Origin of the sequence: Pseudoalteromonas sp. T1lg24 (genome assembly GCF_002964745.1) — a bacterium.
GTDB classification, from domain to species: domain Bacteria; phylum Pseudomonadota; class Gammaproteobacteria; order Enterobacterales; family Alteromonadaceae; genus Pseudoalteromonas; species Pseudoalteromonas spongiae.
In genome coordinates, this window is the sequence record NZ_PQCB01000033.1 from 56,161 (window position 1) to 74,865 (window position 18,705).

Genomic DNA, 18,705 nt, shown 5'->3' on the forward strand with positions numbered 1-18,705 from the left:
TTATTGAGTTTTTACTCTATTTAGGCTTTTTGATTACTTGAATCTGATGTAATATCGGTCACGTGCACGTTTTCTCTTATCAGTTTTACGTGCACTTTCTATACATTAAATACAAGGAAAGTAACTGGTGAAGTATCTAATTTTATCGCTTAGTCTATTTTTAACCGCATGTAACTCAACAACAAATATTGACGTTGCAGACACCATGAACTTAATCGCGCAAGCCGAAGACAATGCGCCTGATGGTGTACAAGGTACATTTAAATTTTTAGTTAAAGCTACCGGAAGTTCACGCCATGGTGAAGTTTATCTCAATACTGAACACGATTATCGCGACCGACGTGCAGTAACCATTGTATTATCGCCTTCAGTGGTACCAGAATTTACCAAAAATTATGGCAAAGCGCCTAACGCGTTTTTCACAGGCAAAGTGATTGAAGTTACGGGTGAAGCAAAGCGCGAAATTATCGATTTTGTTTCAAATGGCAAAAGAACAGGCAAATACTATTTTCAAACTCATATCCGTGTGTCGTCACTTGAACAAATTAAGGTATTAAGCTAACCCAACAATTCGGGATTGTGCGCGAGATTAGCGCAATCCCAACCTTTAATAATCACTGACCGAACGCTTTGATTAACTAGCGTTGTAAACCATAAATAGCATGGTCGACTATGTTGCCATTAAGATTCTCGGCACGTGTAATAACCCCTTCTAACGAAAACCCAAGACGCTCACAGACATTTCGGCTTGCAGTATTGTTAACGGCAACTGCAATCTCAACTTTTTCCATTTCGTATTGCGTAAACGCCAGTTCAATCAATTTAGTAACGGCGCGCGTAACAATGCCCTTGCCCTGAAAATCACAACTAAGCCAGTACCCAATTTCTACCTTTTTAAGCGTATGATCAATGGAATTAAAACTCACATTTCCCACTAATTCGCCTTGATAAATCATGGCACACACCAGCGACTTTCCATTAGCATAATCAATCAGTGAGCGAGTAATAAAATTCGAGAAAAACGCAATACTGTCGGCATGACTTGGCCAAATCAACCAACGACTTAAATAATCACGTTGCTTTGTTACGATATCAAAATACGTAGTTGCAAACTTGGCATCAACTAACGCTAGTTTTAACGTGTTATCAACCGCTAGAGTAAACATAATCCACCTCGTTAAGCGCTCTAAACCATTGGTATAGTTTCTTTAACAAACAAAAAAGGGCCTTTAAGGCCCTTTTACACATCAGATTACGATTAACGTATTAATAAATCAACAATGTTTACACTGATGCGCTTCAATTTGCAGTACGCTGTGCTTCACCAAAAATTCTTGCAACAAGCACTTTTCGACGGCTAATTGACATAAATCGTGATGAAGTTCTTTGGTGCAACTCGGCTTTAGAACAATGTGTGCGCCGACGATCGTTTTACTGCCTTGCTTATCAACCGTTACATTGTGAACGCTGCTAATGTGCTCCAGATTGGTTAATCGTGATTCGATATCTGTCGCCGCTGGCAATGCGCTATCAGTTTCAACTAGGCCATCAATACACTTTTTGATCACTCGAAAACCTGTTATCAGTACAAAAGTGGCAATAATTAAACTTGAGAAAATATCGATATCGACCCAACCAGTAAAGTAAATCACTATACCGGCGCTAAATGTTAATACCGTCGATAACAAGTCTAAAAAGCTGTGTAAGAATACCGCATAAACGTTAACGCTTTCTTTGCGTCCTTGATACAACACATAAGCCGATGCCGCATGAAATAAAAAACCAAGGCCAGAGACTGCGGTCATTAAAAAGGTATTTACCTCATGAGAGTGATCTGCGTGATTTACAAGCTTATTAGTACTAGCAAAAATAATCGTCGCTGCGATGGCTAAATACAAAATACCATTAATTAAGCCACCAATGAGCTCTGCTTTTTTATAACCCGCGTTATAGTTTTTTGCTAAGTGAATCGCAATGCTTGAGGCGATTAACGCCACTACCAACGAACTGTTATGAACAAATAAATGGCCGGCATCAGCCAGTACCGCCATAGAGTTGGCAAAAAACGAAACAATAAATTGAATCACCATAAAAGTGCTTGTAATAGAAAGGGCGATGAGTAAACGGCGCCTTGCAGTTTTATGGGTGGTGATATCTGTCATGAATGGGGATAAGTTAGAAACTAAAATGTTATAGTGTTTCAATTATAACGGTTAGTTTTCATAAAATCACTCCTAGCGCTTCTAAAACCTAAAATAAAATGATAGATTTTGCATATTGCATACAATAAAGAGTATTTTCATATGACGATAGGTGTAGGTGGCAGCACAATAGAACAAGCTTTAGCCAAATTAGATAATATGACGCAACAGGTTGCGCCAATTTCAAACGACGAACTCAACGCCCGTTTACAAAAAGCGCAATCACTAATGCAACAGCAAGGCATTGCAGCTATGTATATTGATGCGGGTACTAACCTAACCTATTTTACCGGTTTAAAATGGTATAAAAGCGAGCGTTTAGTTGGCGCTATTTTGCCAGCAAAAGGCGAGCTATGTTACGTCGCCCCGCATTTCGAACAAGGTTCACTGAACGATTACATGAAGCTAAATGGCGAGTTTTTTGGCTGGCATGAACATCAGAGCCCTTACGCGTTAATTGCAGAAATACTGCAAAAACAGGGGATCAACGAAGGCAAACTAGCTGTCGACCCAAGCGCTGGTTATTTTCTTGTCGACGGTATTATAAAAGCAAACCCGCAACTTACAGTAATTAACGCTGATGTTATCACCGCGCCTTGCCGTGAATGTAAATCTGATGCGGAAATCGCCCTGATGCAAACCGCGAAAAATATGACATTAGAAGTGCATAAAGCCGCAGCAAGCATTTTAAAACCAGGTATTACGACAAGCGAAGTTGAAGCGTTTATCAACCAAGCTCATAAAAAGGTTGGTGCATCAGGTTCATCGTTTTGCATTGTACTGTTCGGTTTAGCAACATCTTTCCCCCATGGTGTAAAAGATCCTCAAGTACTACAAGAAAATGATTGGGTACTGATTGATACCGGCTGTATTGTTGAAGGTTATCATTCTGATATTACGCGTACTTATGCGTATGGTGAAGCAACTGATGAACAGCGTGCTGTATGGCAAGTAGAAAAAGATGCGCAAATCGCGGCATTTAATGCTGCCAAAATTGGACAAGCTTGTGAAGTGACCGATGCGGCTGCCCGCGTGGTAATCGATGCTGCTGGGTTTGGTCCAGAATACGAGCTTCCCGGTTTACCGCACCGTACTGGGCATGGTTGCGGCATGGATATTCACGAATCACCCTATTTGGTAAAAGGCGACACCACACCACTTGCTGAAGGTATGGTATTTAGTAACGAGCCGATGTTGGTATTACCGGGTAAATTTGGTGTTAGACTTGAAGATCATTTTTACATGACTGATGAAGGTCCAAAGTGGTTTACAGAGCCAGCGCATAGCGTGGATGACCCATTTGGTTTGGCATAAACAACACAAAGGCGCAGCTTGCTAGAATAAGCTGCGCTTTATGATTGCAATCCCTGATAGAGTTGTTGGTTTTCGTTACGGTGTAAATTAAACAAAAACTTTCTTAAACGGTCACGTCCGCGTTGAACTTTGGCAATTTTCGCAGCTACAACATCGCGCTCTACTCGCACTGCTTCAAACTCTAGTGCTACTTGTTCTTCGTTAGGCAAGCTAATACATAACGACTTTTCGTTTAAAATACGTTTAAGGCTGCGACGGTCGCTCACTCGAAACGCAATGCCGGTACTTGAAAGTGACAATAAGTCGTGTGCCTTGCCTTTTTGGTCTTGCAATTCCACATTAACAAAATCACCGCCACGCCAACTGCGCTCACCATTTTGAATATCGACGATTTCAGGAGTACCGAGAACCGGTTTAAACTCACCGTTCTCAATTGTCATTTCGAGCGGAAACCACAACTGATAATGACTAATCTCAGCCAGTAATGTCAGTTTAGATTGCTCAAATACTTGATAAAGATTGCTTGGAATTTCAGATTTAATGCTAAGCGCATGGCCTGACTCTTCAGTTTGCTCAGGTGTTGATTTGTCTGCAAACATATTAGAGAAAAAAGCTAACTCTTCTTGTGATAATTCCATGCCCCAACCTTTCTTGTATTTAGAGCCTTCCACGTATGAATTGTTAATTTTTTATAGAGGAGAATGGGCTCTAGGTAACAAATGTCCCCATAAAGTAGTGCAAACTTTATCGAAATTTTTGATTTAACTCAATGTTTCGACGGTGATTTTGTGTATTTAATCAACAAAATTGCGTTATTTTTGTAATGTATATTTGACAAAATGTAACCAAACGACTACCAAAGTGGCTTTTTTCTTGTTATTCGCCTCGCTAAACTGGCAACTAATCGTTTATCGATTAACATTTTGCCGGCGTTAATGTAAACATGCACAAATTTATATTTGAAGGATCTCACATGAAAAAGTCTTTATTAGCACTTGCGCTAACGGCGAGTGCTGCAATGCCTGTAGCAGCTGAGCAGTTTAACTTTTCAAACGCAACGACCTCCGACGCAGATACACTTGTTTTATTCACCCATGAAAAGCAAGACGAAAACGTGTTTTCAAACTACCCTTTTGCACGCCAACTTAATCAAGCAATCGCCGCAAATGAATTTAGCGGTAAGTTTGCCACTAAGTTAGAAGTGGTTGCGCCACAAAACAGTATTTATAAGCGCGTAATGGTTATCGGTCTTGGCGATGACAACAGCTTGACACAATCAGAGCTGACAAAATTAGGCGGTAAGCTTTCTGGCATGTTAGAACAAAAATACATTCAGAATATTGCTGTTGATGCGTCATCATTTGCAAGCTCTGATCTTGCGCAACTTGCTCACGGCATTAACTTACGTGCATACCGTTTTGACAAATACCAAAAAGAAAAGCGTGAAGAAAAAGCGTTTACCTTTATTTCAGCAAACGCAAACACAGCAAAACAAGAATACGCTCACTTAGCTAATATTGAAAAAGGTGTATTTCTAGCACGCGACTTAATTTCTGAAGTCGCTACAGAAATGACGCCTGTTGATTTTGCAAATGAAGCGAAAAAACTGAAAAAGATTGGTGTCGAAGTATCTGTATTAACACCAAAAGAAATCAAAGAACTTGGCATGGGTGCGCTTGAAGCAGTTGGCCGTGGCAGCAATGAAGGTTCTCGTTTAGTTGTTGCCCATTATAAAGGCAGCGACGATGCACCCATTGCGCTTGTTGGTAAAGGCATTACCTTTGATTCAGGTGGCTACAGCATTAAAACAGGTTCATCAATTGCGCGCATGAAATCTGATATGGCAGGCGCAGCAGCAGCGCTTGGTACGGTAAAAGCGCTTGCGTTAAACAAAGCGAAAGTTAACTTAGTTGCAGTAATGGGCATGGCCGCAAACATGGTATCAGAAAGCTCTGTTGCTCCTGGCGATGTAGTGCGCACTGCAGCGGGTCACTCGGTAGAAATTCTAAATACTGATGCTGAAGGTCGTTTAGTACTTTCTGATGCGCTTTGGTATGCACGTACGCAATTTAAACCTCAAGTTATGGTTGATATTGCAACGCTTACTGGTTCAAAAGTACGTGCCGTTGGTAATCGCTATGCTGCCGTATTTTCAGATGATGACAGCCTAGTTGAATCACTGACAGTTGCTGGTAAACAAGTAAATGAAAACCTATGGCGTTTACCACTTGGCTACAAAGATATGCTTAAAAGCCCGATTGCAGATTTCGCTAATATCGGTTCAGGTGGTCCGGGCGCAACAACTGCAGCGACTTTCCTACAACAGTTTGTGGGCGATACTAAGTGGGCGCACATTGATATAGCCGGTAATGCGCTTGCATCATCAGCTAAAAATGAAGTGCCAAAAGGTGGTACAGGCTACAGCGTACGTTTATTGACTCAGTGGGTTGAGAATCAAACTAAATAACTAACTTGATAGTACGACTTGATAGTACGCTAAAAATAAAAAAGTGGGCATTGCCCACTTTTTTGTGTTTATGTGATCCTTAAAGATCAACAAGTTCTAATACATAAGCTTAAAGCTGCCATGCATAACTAAATTTGGTAAAGAACGTACGTTCATTAGCTTTTAGACGTTGTTCGTCATCATCGCTAAAGCCGTTGTCTGAATACCCTAAATAAAACAATGTTTGCGGATTAAGCTTATATGAATAAATCAACTGAGTGGCAAAATCGCGTTCTTTATTGATCTGATTAGTGATCTCAAGCGGTGAATCACCATACTTGCCCACTTCATACTGCACAACAAGCTTCAACATGCTTTGCATATTAAATTTAAGGTTTACACGTAAGTCGGTTAGGTTAACGCGAAACGACAGGGCGTCATCGAGCTTCATTTCACTGTAAGTATGCGCAAGTTTAAACTGTAAATACTGATTCAAATCCCATGTTATTTTTGGGTTTAAATACAATGAATCACCAAGCTCCGCATTACGGTAATCGATGCGTTTACCTTCACGCGCATAAAGTGATATTTTTACATCACCCGTTGGCTTACCTGAAAACCACCAATCTCCATATTGTTCATCGTAATAACGATTTCCATATTTCGTTTCACCTGCGATATACCCTACTTCTGTGTAAATATTGTAGATAGCCTCAAGGCCTGCGTATATTTCAAGTTCGCTGGCTAATTTATCGCCGTGTCGTTCGTAATTGATATCGTAATCGCCTTTCAGCCAATAATCCGTTACCGACTCGCCTTGTGGCATATACCAATGATAGCCGCCACCAACCAGCGCTTTTTCATAACCAGCACGTGTTACAAAACCTAAATCCGAACGAAAATCGGCATCAACTTGTCGATATGATGCTTTTAAATCATATGCTTTAGTGTTTCGTTGGTACTCAACATACGCGGTATGTCCTTGTTGATTTTTAGCAAGGTCAAAGTCAGTGACTAACTGTTCGGTGTTTTTAGTATCAGAATAAGCAAATTGATAGCGGATTTGGTCTTGTTCAGACAAATACGTTGCACCATCAACCGATGCTAAATTGTTATGATAGTTGCTACTTTGGCGGCTAGTAACCAACATACCTAAATTATCGCGTGAACCGTAATCAAGTTGATAACTGGCAATCCCTGCATGCGCTTTTTCATCAACAACGGCTAGGTTAGACCCTTGCGTGCCAGGTAAAATCAGCGCACTTTGCTGGTCATTAGCATAAAGAACGCCATAGGTGTGATTACCCGATTTACCGGTTAATTTTGCTCCCACATCTGGGTCAGCGATATTTCGGGTATGAACAAAGTTAAATAACTCCGTTTCAAATGTATCGGCTCCATCCAAGAAAAACGGGCGCTTTTCTTCATAAAACAAAGCAAATGTACTGTTTACATCAAGCTGGCTGGCATCAGCTTCAACTTGCGAAAAGTCGGGATTTATCGTTGCGTTAAGTACCGCATCCGATGAAATGCCGTAGCGAATATCTAAGCCAGGCTCAATGTCGGCATCACCATTTTGCCAACTATCGTTCTCACGTACATCACTACGACTTGCCGTTAGTGTCGGTGTTAATTGTAAGTTTTGGCTTGGTTTTGCATGTTCAAAACCAGTAATTTTATCAAACTGACAGAAACTACATTTAATGTCGTAATCAAATTTTATATTTGAGAATTGATTTAGCACACCACGTGGATAGTTACGGTATAGCGATAAACCCCATGTTTGCTTACCATCGACAAGCGGAAAACGAATTGCCGTAAATGGAATAACCATTTCTACGGTATAACCCGTATCCGTAATTTGGGTTTTCGCATCCCAAATTGCATCCCATGATGAGTCTTCTTCCCATGAACCATAATCAGTCATACGTGCATCGGCTTGTGCGCCAAGGGCGTTTACATAAAATTGGTAACCGGTGCGCTCATCATTGAAGGTATCGAGCATCACAATGACATTGTCATCAAACCACAAGTCATCGCGGTCACGAATGGACGCGCGAATTTTGTCCGGTTCTGGGTCACTTGCCTTAAACGCAACATACAGGTTGTTGCCATCTTGGTACATCCACACATGCGTTTCAAGCGACGCGGGAATTCCTTCTACCGGCTCTACTTCCCAAGCTAAGTCTACAAACGTCGCATTTTGCCAATGAGCCTCGTCTAATACGCCATCGACAACAATCGGTTGGTTAATATATTTAAGCTCAAAATTTTGTTTTGCAAACAGTGAAACACTTACCTGCAATAAAAAAATTGCACTAAGCCACGACAATTTTTTCACGACGCATCCTTACTTATTTTAATAATTTGTTAACATTTTCCATCTAAGCAATTCTAGTGCCAATGACATGCCTTTGTAAACCCATCATTTATATACCTTTTTAATCATACTTTAGCGCTAGATCAGCGGCGCTATTTTACCGAATTTGCTTGAACTCTGGCGCGCACTTGCTTACAGTAAACGCTTATTAAATCAAGCAAAAGACGTGAAAATGGACAGCATTATAAAAAAAGGAATTTTACGCTTCGTAATTATTGCTGGCTTTTGCTTTTCTCAATTGATTTTTGCGCTAGAAGACGAAACGCTGACACAACAAATTGACAACATCAAACAACTTGATGATGTTAGCCAACAAATTGACGCATACCACGCAATCCAAACACAGCATCAGCTCAGTAACGAACAAACCGCGCGAGTTTTACATTTAATCGGGGCTAATTACGCAAAAATCAGTCAGCTAGAAAACGCAATAGCGCCACTTAAGCGCGCACTACTGTTAACAAAAAACTCGCGTAAACGCTCAGACATTAACCGACTGCTTGGATTAATTTACTACTACAGCGATCAACCCGAAGAAGCGATTGCCTACTATTCCAAAGCATTAGCATTTCATTTAGAACATAATGCCCAAGTTAAAGCCGCTCACCTTGAAAATAACATCGCGCTTGCGTACGAAAAACTCAACCAATTCTCGCGCGCGCTCGATTATTATCAACAAGCCGAACCTCGCTACGTTGAATACGGTACAAAACAAGACGTACTGGATGTAAAACTAAATCGCGCAGGCTTGCTTGCTAAGCTCGGGCACAATTATAAAGCGGTCGAAATATACGATGACCTACTTAACAATCATTACCACGAGTTAGATGAAGACACGCAATTTTTAACGCACAGCAACGTAGCCGTGTCGTTAAACGCGCTTGGTAAATATAACCGTGCAATAAAACATTTAAGTGATGCTAAAGCGATTTTAGTCAATAAAGATGATGCCTATCACTTAGCGTCTGTCGAACTAAACTTCGCGGATAGCTATATTTGGTTAACGGATTACCATCAGCGCGCGTGCATATTGCTAATGCAGCAAAAATCGGTGAGAAGCTAAATAACCCGACAGTTAATTTTAGCGTTGCATATCACCTTTCTCGCGTCGCTATTGTGTTAGAAGAGCCGGAAATGGCGCTTGAGCAAATCAATAACGCTATCGATATCGCAAAAAAAACGGGTAACAAACAACTTTTACAAAAAGCTTATTCCCAAGCGCTGATCATTTATGGCGCCAATAATATGGTGTCTCAAGCGTATGGCGTACGCAAGCAGCAACAACTGGTCAACACGGAAATCAAACAGCAAAATTTAAAAGAACGCCTCGCTCAAGAACAAGCATTCGAAGAGCGTAATCAACTCGAAACACGTGTCACCGAACTTGAAAAAGAAAAACAAATTCAAAAACTCGCAATAGAGAAATCAAAGCAACAGCGCATATTTTTTATCGTTGCAGGCCTTTTAAGCATTTTGTTGATAGTTGCAGCCCAGCGCCGTGCACACGAGCGTAAAGCAAAGAAGCAGCTCGAAGTTATCGTGACGCAACGCACGCAAGAACTGCAAAAAACAAGCGAAGATTTACGCCAAGCAAGCTTAGTTAAATCAAAATTTCTTGCCAATATGAGCCATGAAATACGCACCCCGCTCACCGCAATTATCGGTCATTCAGAGGCGATGAGTAATGCCCATTATGATCTGCGTAACTTTAATAAAGATCTGGCGATCATAAATAACAATGGCAAGCATTTACTTGATTTAATCAATGATATTCTCGATATCAGTCGTATCGAAGAAAACAAATTAGAGCTGGATATCAGTACATTTAATGTAAGTGGCTTGATTGAAGAAATTGGCACAATGTTTACTACATTGGCCAATAAAAAGAATATCGATTTTTACATTATTAATGCCCTTGATGATGACTTTGCAATTAAAGCTGATCAATTCAGGTTAAAACAAATATTACTCAACCTATGCTCTAACGCTGTTAAATTTACCGACAAAGGCAGTGTTACCTTATCAATTCGTGAAACGTTTACTGGCATACGGTTTAACGTTATTGACACTGGCATTGGGATGGAAGAGCAACAGCTTGAAGAGATATTCGATAGCTTTACCCAAGGCGACAGTAGTATTACCCGCAGATTTGGTGGTTCAGGATTAGGTTTATGCCTATCAGAACAACTCGCCAATTTAATGAGCGGTTCAATCTCTGTCACCAGTGAAGTGCACAAAGGCAGCGAATTTACACTTCATTTAAATGTTGAGAAAAGTAAAGTCGCGAAACCAATTACCGTTGCGCAACGCGATGACAAAGCCATTTTTGAAGGCCGCGTATTGATTGCAGAAGATCACGATGATAACCGCGAATTAATTGTACGTTTGTTGCGACATTTGGGTTTGGAAGTGGTTGCAGTGGAAAACGGTGCGCAAGCAGTTGAAGAATGCAAACACGGACGCTTTGATTTAGTACTGCTAGATATTCAAATGCCGATATTAGATGGCATAGGTGCATTAAAGCAACTTCAAGGTTCAGGGTTTACGCAGCCTATTGTCGCCATAACGGCAAATACCATGCAACACGAAGTATTGAGTTATCTTGAGCAGGGCTTTGCTGATCACATTAAAAAGCCGCTCGAACAAGAAAACTTTATCTCGACACTTAGAAAATACGTTAGCTATGACAGTAAATCTCGCAGTCACAAAGCAATTAATATTTCAAATACAGTCGACACGGGTGATCTTGCTGCTAATTTCGCAGCAGGGCTTGAACGCGAAAAAGCCGCAATAAAATCGCTTTACAGCAACGAAAGCTGGGAAGATTTACAACAAGCGTTACATAAACTGCGCGGTGCGGCGGCTATGTTCAAATATCATTCGATTGAAGAAGCCGCAGATTACTTTGAAAAAGCGCTGAAATATAACGATAAAGACGCGTATTGCGAAGCACTAGAAGGCATTGAATACGCTTTGTCGTCGAGCCAAAAAGTCGTTTAATCTGAATAAGTATTAACTCGAACTACCAGACTTGATTTATAGAACTTAATCAAATCTAACAGTGAATAGCCGATTTGTGCCCATAACGGACTATCGCTATGGGAAGTCTTTATATATCCCAGTTTGGATCATTAACCAACTCCAGTTCAACTTTGAAGTCTTGGATCTTTTGGTTGTTCTGGTTTACAGCGTCAATAAAAAGTTCATTATCAGAGATATAGAAGAGAAAATCCATAACTCCATTTTGAACAACACTAGCAACATGAAAAGAATCGGAAATATCCGCTATTAGAGGTATATCGCTTTCTTCGAATGCAGACATTTTTTCGTATTCAGTTTTTCCAGGAAAACCATGAGCATTAGACGGTTCATAAAAAACTGTTAGATATACCAACTCAGTGTACTTTGAATTTCCAGAAAACTTTTCAACCCCTAAATTCTTTCTAAACAAAGAAATAGCTTTGCTATCTACATTTTCAAACTCTTTGTAACTCCATGTATCTTCAAGTTCTTCTTGCACGACTATCTTTACTTTTTCAGATTTCTCAATAGCGACTATTTCAAGGGAAAACAGTCCCAATAACAAGGCCAGAAACAATACTTTAGTCATTTTGCTTTCCCTAAAACTCTGATTTGTGCCATTAGCTGCCATTCATTTTAGTCAGGGTGTCGCCATACAGGAAAAGCATACTCTAGCCCTTCCTCTTCATATATGTCTAATAAAGGATCTAAAGCGTCCATATCAACTTCAGGCGGAACATCAATACTCATCAAGGAAAACTGATTTAATGTTTCCACACTGCAGCCAACTCTATTTAAAACTTCGATGAATACATCGGTTCGGATACCTTTATTGTTCATTACCCATATCAACGAATGACCTGACTCTTTCAAAACCTCAAATTCAAATACGTGGTCATTTACCTCATCTGGTATAGCTGAAAAGATATCTCCTAATGCTAAGTTAGGTATAAAGAAAGGAGTGTTGACTAATCTATAGTTACCATCAACACGTTCACACCAAACGCCTTCAGCCCCCACAGGAGGCCATCCATCATCAACATCTAAAGCGAATAACAACTTTTCCTTTTTCATTTAATTCCTGAACTGTTCTGTGCCAAACACGGCCGTTGATAACGAATGATATGGACTCCCCAACCACTTAGCCACAATGTGCCATAGTGGTAGTTGAACCAAAACGAGGAGAGTCCATATGTCTTTAATTAAAGTTGTTGGCATCGATTTAGCCAAATATGTTTTTAGTATCCATGGGGTTGATGAGCATGGCAAGTGCAAATTGCGTAAAACTATTAAACGAAACAACCTCTTAGCTGAAATTACTAAATTGCCACCTTGCTTAATTGGCATGGAAGCATGCTCAAGTGCTCATTATTGGGCAAGAGCGTTTACTAAACTCGGTCATACTGTACGCATTATGGCATCTAAGTTTGTTATTCCTTATCGCCAAAGTGAGAAGAATGACGCCAATGATGCTGAAGCCATTTGTGAAGCAGTTGCTCGTCCTAAAACACGTTTTGTCTCCATCAAAAGTGAAGAGCAACAAGCGGTGTTGTGTTTGCATCGTATTCGCCAAGGCTTAATAAAAGACCGCACTGCCAGCATTAATCGCTTACGCGGTTTACTTGCTGAGTTTGGTATCGTGATGCCCCAAGGCCGCTATCCAGCACAAAATACCATTTCCAGTATTTTAGAGGACGCTGAAAATGGTTTACCCCAGCTTGCTCGTGAACTATTAACCGATGTTTGGCTCAGCATACAAGGGCTTAATCAAGAAATATTAAAATACGACCGAAAACTCTATGCACTATCCAAACAAATGCCTGCTGCAAAATTACTAATGAGCATTCCTGGCATTGGTGAAGTCACTGCAACCGCTGTTGTTGCGACTGTTAATGATGCAAAGCACTTTAGTTCTAGCCGTCAATTCGCAGCATGGGTTGGCTTAGTGCCTCGGCAATACACAACGGGTGGCAACGTTCATTTAGGTCGTATCAGTAAACGTCGTGAAAAGCACATACGAACGTCACTCATCCATGGTGCTCGTGCTGTGATTGCCAACTGCAAAACGAAAACAGACAAAACCAGTCTATGGGTGCAAGGCTTGATTGAACGTCGTGGTTTTAAACGTGCGGTTGTAGCATTGGCTGCAAAAAATGCCCGTTTAATATGGGCACTATTACAATCAGGTAAAGAATATCAGTTGGATTATGTGTAATTTAATTAGCTAAGCGCGGTTCACCAAAACGGTTAACCCCACCGAGTCTCAGCAATAGCAATTGACGATAACACGGTCAGACCGAGAGCAATAAAACCTGTTTAGCCGGGAAGTAGCAAATACTGTCTAACGAATGAGGTCATTGCTCAAGCGCAAATCATCAGGGCGATAGCGTAGCAAAGCTAATAAACGCCGAATGTAGAGCTGCTGTCAGATCTTCTTGTTGTCGAAGACGCCTATTGCTTGACAAAGGGGAGTCCATGTAGCCTCGTTAAGGGGCGAGAAATAGTTGGCTAAAATGTGTAGCGAAGCGGAACCGAGCCAACTGTAACGAGTCCCGCTTGAACGACTTGTTAGATTTCTTGAGCACTATCAAAGAAACCAGTAGGGATACATATACCCACATAATTGTGTATACGTGCACTATTGTTCTCAGCTTTCAGATCTATAGTCAATGGCATGTGCACCAGCATATGCCCCGCATTCGTTTTAAGTTTCCAATTTATTGCAGTAGGCCACAAACGGTGCTTTTGGATACCAGGATTAAGGTAAGCCAGTATTATTGAACCGTTTAAGTCACTTAGACTAGTAAAGTTAGAATTGACATTCGCCCCTGTAACTAGTTTTGTAGATACAAGCACAGGATCTGAGTAAGTCGATTTTGAATTTAAGCCGTTAAACCAGAAGCGCTCAACACCAGCAAGATCTTCTTTTCTGTCATAAATATCACCGTTCTCTTCGGCGAAAGTTCTGAAGAGCTCTCTAGCATCTTCAGCAGGTAGAAAAGAGTATTCAAATACGCTGTCTTTTTCACACTTGTCAAAGAAATACGATAATGATTTTTTGTCTTTTGGAACAGTAGTATATTCAGAAGAAAGTATTTTCACTTGAGCACTTAGAGTTGAAGGTTCAACTTCTTTTAATTCATTTTGAAGTGATAAAGTAAGAGGACTCTCCTCCCACAAAATGCGCCCGGCTATTTTTTCTAGACTATAAATAGTGAAATTTTGAATATCATTTTGGTTTTTAATATTCCAAACAGACAAAATAAAAAGCATCGAACACATTATCATGGCTATTTGCCATGAACGTTTCGTTTGTTTAAAGAACTGCAAACTTAAGAGTGCAGTAGATATTACAACTATAATTATCGAAATTAACATAGAAATCTAACGCTCCGATATGGGGCGCAAAATGCATGGCTATAATTAGCGAGGTACGAGCGCAGCCATGCTTTTTGCGTCCTTACCATTATTGGTTTGTTAGCTGTCAAAGCTTAAACAGCCTTTAATGCCAACCGACATGTACCCAATTTATTTTTATGTAAGTACTTTAACTGATTAAAGAAAACCTGCAAACACCTGAGTTTGGTTTTTGTACTTTAGTAAGTTGAACACCAGCCAAATGAAACACTGAGGCAAGCCAATATTTGGAAAAATAGCACTGGGCGTGCGCCCTAAAACCTTGGCGCTGAATTATCGAGTATGGATTGGCTGCTAACGCCGCAAATAAACGGCAAAAATTAGTTGGCTATAATTTGTGAGGTACGAACAAAGCCAACTGGTTTTTGTCCGCCCTTTTGATTTGCCTTGTTATGTGACGTTTACTTACATTTACTGCCATTATCTTTCATAACGTAAGCAGCGAATTTATCGCCTTCATCTCCACCAATACGAACTTGTTCAAAACGACCATTTAAGACATCAGACCAAAAGCACCTAATGTGTTTGTTTGTATGGTTCCGAGATAACTCTTGCGTTTTTTTATTAATGTCAGGGTCATCTAACAAAAATTCACCAAATAAGAATGATGCTTGGGCTTTGTAAGTATTTGGGTCATCAGCATTGAGTAAGTCTAAGACCACTGGTTTGTAGCGATGCTTGTTTTGAATAAACAACTCTGCGGCACCATCATCCATACCAGAGCCAAGAGAATACATATTGTAAAGTAAAAACACTTGAACCCTGTTGCTAAAAGTGACCAGCATAACAAAAGTCACGACTAAAACTAAAAATACGCTAAATATTTTCACTAAACCTTCCAAGTCACATAACAGTTTATTAAGAGGCAAGTTGCCTCTTTTTCTACCGCAACATCGCCTGTTTACATTCTGAATCAATTTATAACACTAATAATTATTTGTTACTAGTCAAACAGTTATTTGAAAATTAACATTTTATAAGTTTCAGAAAACAGGCAAATTGCCTGTTAATATTATTAAGGGGGAAATAATCATTAAGAAATGGAATGGTTTATTCACCGGCTGCTTTTCGCTCATGGCAGCCTGTCAGGTGAAGTCCAAACCTATTCATAGAAACTGCAACATCAAATATGAGTTAATACATTTAATCAAACGCTAAACTATCGAGTGCCTGTCGCCCTTCAAGTAGGGTGCAATCGGTTTTTGCCATTAATTGTGTAAGGGTAATCGTTGGGTTCTGCTGTACAATCTCAATTAGCTCACTTGCACTTGCCTTTGGCTTTACACTTTTTAGTTGGGTAATCACCCACAACCAACTCGGTTCATTTTGCGTTTCTGCCAATTCAATAATTAGCGCAAACTGAGGCCGCTCGCCTTTTAGCTGCCAGTTTCGAGACCGCCCTTTTCGCGTTAATTTTGCGCCAGAAGCCTTAATCAGCGCTTTTAACTCATTCGCTCGGGCGATACGTCGTACAAAACTGTTTAATTGAATTTCAAGCATGCTAACGGTTGGGATTTGAAAACACCTTAGTGTTAACAAGCTAAAAAAATGCTAACAAGTTAACGTTTTATTTATGTAGTTATTCTACACAGTAAGTTTTACGTATTGTTAGCAAATTATTAAGCTTGTTAGAAAGATTCACAGGTTACATAAATTGATATCACACTTTAAAGCGTGATATCAATTCAGATAGCTCATGTGACAGTGCATTCAATTGCTTTAATTGCTCGGTATCTTTCATCGCGATGCCATGGAACTGGCGAGATAAATCGGCGATTTCTACTGCCGATTCATTAATGTGTTGAACCACATGATTTTGCTCTTCGGTCGCGGTGGCAATTTGCTGGTTCATATCTTTTACTTCTGTGATGCGCGCATCAATTAAGTTAAGCGTTTGGCTTGATTCAACCGAGCTTTCACTCACTGCTTTTGTCGTTTCAAAACCCTGTGCCATTGCCGACAATACGGTTTCAGTTGATTGTTGGAACTGCTCAATTTGACTGCGGATTTGTTGGGTTGAACCTTGTGTTTTGCTTGCTAATGTACGCACTTCATCAGCGACCACAGCAAAGCCACGCCCCTGCTCTCCAGCACGCGCCGCTTCAATTGCGGCATTAAGCGCAAGCAAATTTGTTTGCTCTGAAATAGCATTGATCACATCAACAATCGAGTTAATCGATTCCGCTTGATTTGCCAATTGTTGAATATCCTGATGCGCTTTTTCGATTACGCCCGTTAATGCTTTCATTGCACTGGCATTTGATTCAACTTGGCTAATGCTTTGTTTAGTGTTGTCTACTGCTTGTTCGCTACTTTTCGCAGTATCAAGGGCGAGGTGCGATACTTCTGCTACTGTTGTGCCCATTTCAGTAATGGCAGAGGCAACTTGCTCGCTTAAACCGTCTTGTTGGAACGCCAAATCGGTGACTCGTTCGAACGATTTAACCAGTACCTGAATATCGTTTGCAAGCTGAGTTTCAATATCTTTAAGGCGTGTGATCATACGTTGATTGTTTTCAATTACCGCATTAAAGCCTTTAGCTAAAGTACCCAATTCATCATGTCGACTATCATCAAGTCGTACCGTTAAATCACCATCTTGCTGCGCCATGGCGAGTAGTTTATCTGAAATACCTGAGATATTTTTCGAAATACGATTGGCTAACAACACCATCACAACAATAAAACCAATCGCAATCACCAAACTTACTGCCACAGTTTTAAATAGCGCGCTAGTAATTTGGTCACTTAGTTCAGCGCTAGGTAATAGCGCCACTAACGTTAAACCCGTACCTTCAAGTGACTGGCTTGCCACGTAATGCTGTTCACCCATTAGGTCAAGAGTGTCGATTTGCGCACTTTCAAGCTGTTTAGATTGATTGATAAGCTGTTTAAGTGGTTGGTATTTTTCAATTTTATTAAAATCAGAACCAACTAATTGTTCATTGGGATGTGCTGCAAAGGTGTTATCATCCTTAATCAAAAATACATAGCCAGCTTCACCAATTTTATTGCTTTTAATGATATCGGTAATACGGCTAATATCGTAGCCAAGGCCCGTTAAACCATAGTCTTTACCGTTTAAGTGAACTTTAACGTTCGTATAAGCAATCAGTTTTTTCGTTTCTTGGTGAACCGCTACTGCGAGTTGCTGCTCAATTGGCTTTTGCATAAAGGCATAAAACCATGCATCTCGCGGATCGGTTGTTGAAATGGTTTTTAAAATGCCATCATTTTGGTAGTACTTGCCTGTCACACTTGATACTAAAAAGACGACCGCCGCATTGTTTTCAATTTTTATATGCTCGAAGTAATCTTGAATTTCAGGCCATTGCTCTGCGTTTTCACCTTCTTCGACCCATTTCATCAAAAAGCTGTTTTGCTCCATGCCTTTCGCTAGTGCAAGCGGGGTGTTTAGTTCTGCACGAATACTTGCTTCAACTTTACCCAGCAAAGCAGGAAAATATGCTTGATCGTTAAATTGTTCGAAAACGCGGTTAAATTGCGCACTGCTAAATAGCGTGGACAACAAGGTGCTTAACACTAATGCAAACGTAATGGTAAGAATTAGCGCATTGCGAATACTGATATTGAGACGTTTTATCATACTACTGCTATCTGTTTGATAATTAGTAACACTTGGCATCAATTGCCAGGCAAATAGGTTTGAAGTTTATTATAATTGGTACAAGATTTCGAGCAGTTAATGTTAATTTACGCAACAATCTGATTGCGTATCACACCGAATAAGTAACGTACAAACAAAGCAATAGTTGAATTTTAAGGTTATCTGACATCAACAAAGTTGACGGCGGTTAATACAATAATAACCTTTACACACCCTTCACAATTGAATGAATTGGTATGGATAAAGCGCCAAAAATCGCTGCCCTGAACAAACGATATTGCAGGGCAGCCCGTTTATT

16 protein-coding genes are annotated in these 18,705 nt (G+C 40.3%); 6 read left to right on the forward strand and 10 right to left on the reverse strand.

The features are described 5' to 3' along the window. Positions 1–127 precede the first annotated feature (127 nt). Positions 128–562 carry a hypothetical protein gene (locus C2M30_RS12565; RefSeq protein WP_105171854.1) on the forward strand — a complete coding sequence of 145 codons (435 nt, stop codon included), beginning with the start codon at positions 128–130 and terminating at the stop codon, positions 560–562. Positions 563–638: 76 nt separating this feature from the next. On the opposite strand, the gene C2M30_RS12570 is transcribed toward C2M30_RS12565, so the two are convergent. Both C2M30_RS12570 and C2M30_RS12575 read right to left on the reverse strand, forming a co-directional pair. Beyond that, the gene (locus C2M30_RS12570; protein ID WP_105171855.1) at positions 639–1,166 is read right to left on the reverse strand and encodes a GNAT family N-acetyltransferase; all 528 of its coding nucleotides are present in this window, start codon (positions 1,164–1,166) and stop codon (positions 639–641) included. 108 nt (positions 1,167–1,274) lie between these two features. After that, positions 1,275–2,162, reverse strand: a complete 888-nt coding sequence (locus C2M30_RS12575; RefSeq protein WP_054979191.1) for a cation diffusion facilitator family transporter — start codon at positions 2,160–2,162, stop codon at positions 1,275–1,277. Between the two features lie 141 nt (positions 2,163–2,303). Between C2M30_RS12575 and C2M30_RS12580 the strand changes: the two genes are divergently transcribed. Beyond that, positions 2,304–3,515 (forward strand): M24 family metallopeptidase, encoded by a 1,212-nt coding sequence (locus C2M30_RS12580; protein WP_105171856.1) that lies wholly within the window; start codon positions 2,304–2,306, stop codon positions 3,513–3,515. Positions 3,516–3,553: 38 nt separating this feature from the next. Here the strand turns inward: C2M30_RS12580 and C2M30_RS12585 are convergent, their stop codons facing one another. Beyond that, positions 3,554–4,153 (reverse strand): hypothetical protein, encoded by a 600-nt coding sequence (locus C2M30_RS12585; RefSeq protein ID WP_010559314.1) that lies wholly within the window; start codon positions 4,151–4,153, stop codon positions 3,554–3,556. A 335-nt stretch (positions 4,154–4,488) separates the two neighbouring features. On the opposite strand from C2M30_RS12585, the gene C2M30_RS12590 reads away from it, so the two are divergent. Next, positions 4,489–5,982 carry a leucyl aminopeptidase gene (locus C2M30_RS12590; protein WP_105171857.1) on the forward strand — a complete coding sequence of 498 codons (1,494 nt, stop codon included), beginning with the start codon at positions 4,489–4,491 and terminating at the stop codon, positions 5,980–5,982. Positions 5,983–6,091: 109 nt separating this feature from the next. Here C2M30_RS12590 and C2M30_RS12595 read toward each other — a convergent pair whose 3' ends face one another. Next, positions 6,092–8,302: a carbohydrate binding family 9 domain-containing protein gene (locus tag C2M30_RS12595; RefSeq protein WP_105171858.1), complete on the reverse strand. Its 2,211-nt coding sequence runs from the start codon at positions 8,300–8,302 to the stop codon at positions 6,092–6,094. Between the two features lie 211 nt (positions 8,303–8,513). Here C2M30_RS12595 and C2M30_RS12600 point away from each other — a divergent pair, with 211 nt between their 5' ends. Together C2M30_RS12600 and C2M30_RS12605 are read left to right on the forward strand one after the other, a co-directional pair. Then, complete coding sequence (locus C2M30_RS12600) at positions 8,514–9,404, forward strand: tetratricopeptide repeat protein (RefSeq protein ID WP_234004722.1); 891 nt, start codon at positions 8,514–8,516, stop codon at positions 9,402–9,404. Then, the gene (locus C2M30_RS12605) at positions 9,338–11,341 is read left to right on the forward strand and encodes an ATP-binding protein (protein WP_158683413.1); all 2,004 of its coding nucleotides are present in this window, start codon (positions 9,338–9,340) and stop codon (positions 11,339–11,341) included. The genes C2M30_RS12600 and C2M30_RS12605 overlap by 67 nt, the downstream gene beginning before the upstream one ends. A 109-nt stretch (positions 11,342–11,450) precedes the next feature. Here C2M30_RS12605 and C2M30_RS12610 read toward each other — a convergent pair whose 3' ends face one another. Continuing rightward, entirely contained in the window at positions 11,451–11,951 is a 501-nt protein-coding gene (locus tag C2M30_RS12610; RefSeq protein WP_158683415.1) for a DUF695 domain-containing protein, read from the reverse strand. Positions 11,952–11,998: 47 nt separating this feature from the next. Further along, positions 11,999–12,436, reverse strand: a complete 438-nt coding sequence (locus tag C2M30_RS12615; protein WP_105171862.1) for a DUF4265 domain-containing protein — start codon at positions 12,434–12,436, stop codon at positions 11,999–12,001. A 118-nt stretch (positions 12,437–12,554) separates the two neighbouring features. Between C2M30_RS12615 and C2M30_RS12620 the strand changes: the two genes are divergently transcribed. Next, positions 12,555–13,577, forward strand: coding sequence for an IS110 family transposase (locus C2M30_RS12620; protein ID WP_105171863.1), 1,023 nt, complete (start codon positions 12,555–12,557; stop codon positions 13,575–13,577). A 353-nt stretch (positions 13,578–13,930) separates the two neighbouring features. On the opposite strand, the gene C2M30_RS12625 is transcribed toward C2M30_RS12620, so the two are convergent. From C2M30_RS12625 to C2M30_RS12640, 4 genes are all read right to left on the reverse strand, one after another. Then, on the reverse strand, positions 13,931–14,635 hold the full coding sequence (locus C2M30_RS12625; RefSeq protein ID WP_158683417.1) for a hypothetical protein: 705 nt from the start codon (positions 14,633–14,635) through the stop codon (positions 13,931–13,933). A 545-nt stretch (positions 14,636–15,180) separates the two neighbouring features. After that, complete coding sequence (locus C2M30_RS12630) at positions 15,181–15,609, reverse strand: hypothetical protein (RefSeq protein WP_105172959.1); 429 nt, start codon at positions 15,607–15,609, stop codon at positions 15,181–15,183. 313 nt (positions 15,610–15,922) lie between these two features. Continuing rightward, on the reverse strand, positions 15,923–16,279 hold the full coding sequence (locus C2M30_RS12635; protein WP_105171865.1) for a ribosome recycling factor family protein: 357 nt from the start codon (positions 16,277–16,279) through the stop codon (positions 15,923–15,925). Positions 16,280–16,439: 160 nt separating this feature from the next. Then, a complete protein-coding gene (locus C2M30_RS12640; protein ID WP_234004723.1) occupies positions 16,440–18,386 on the reverse strand; it encodes a methyl-accepting chemotaxis protein in 1,947 nt (648 codons plus the stop codon). Between the last annotated feature and the right edge of the window lie 319 nt (positions 18,387–18,705).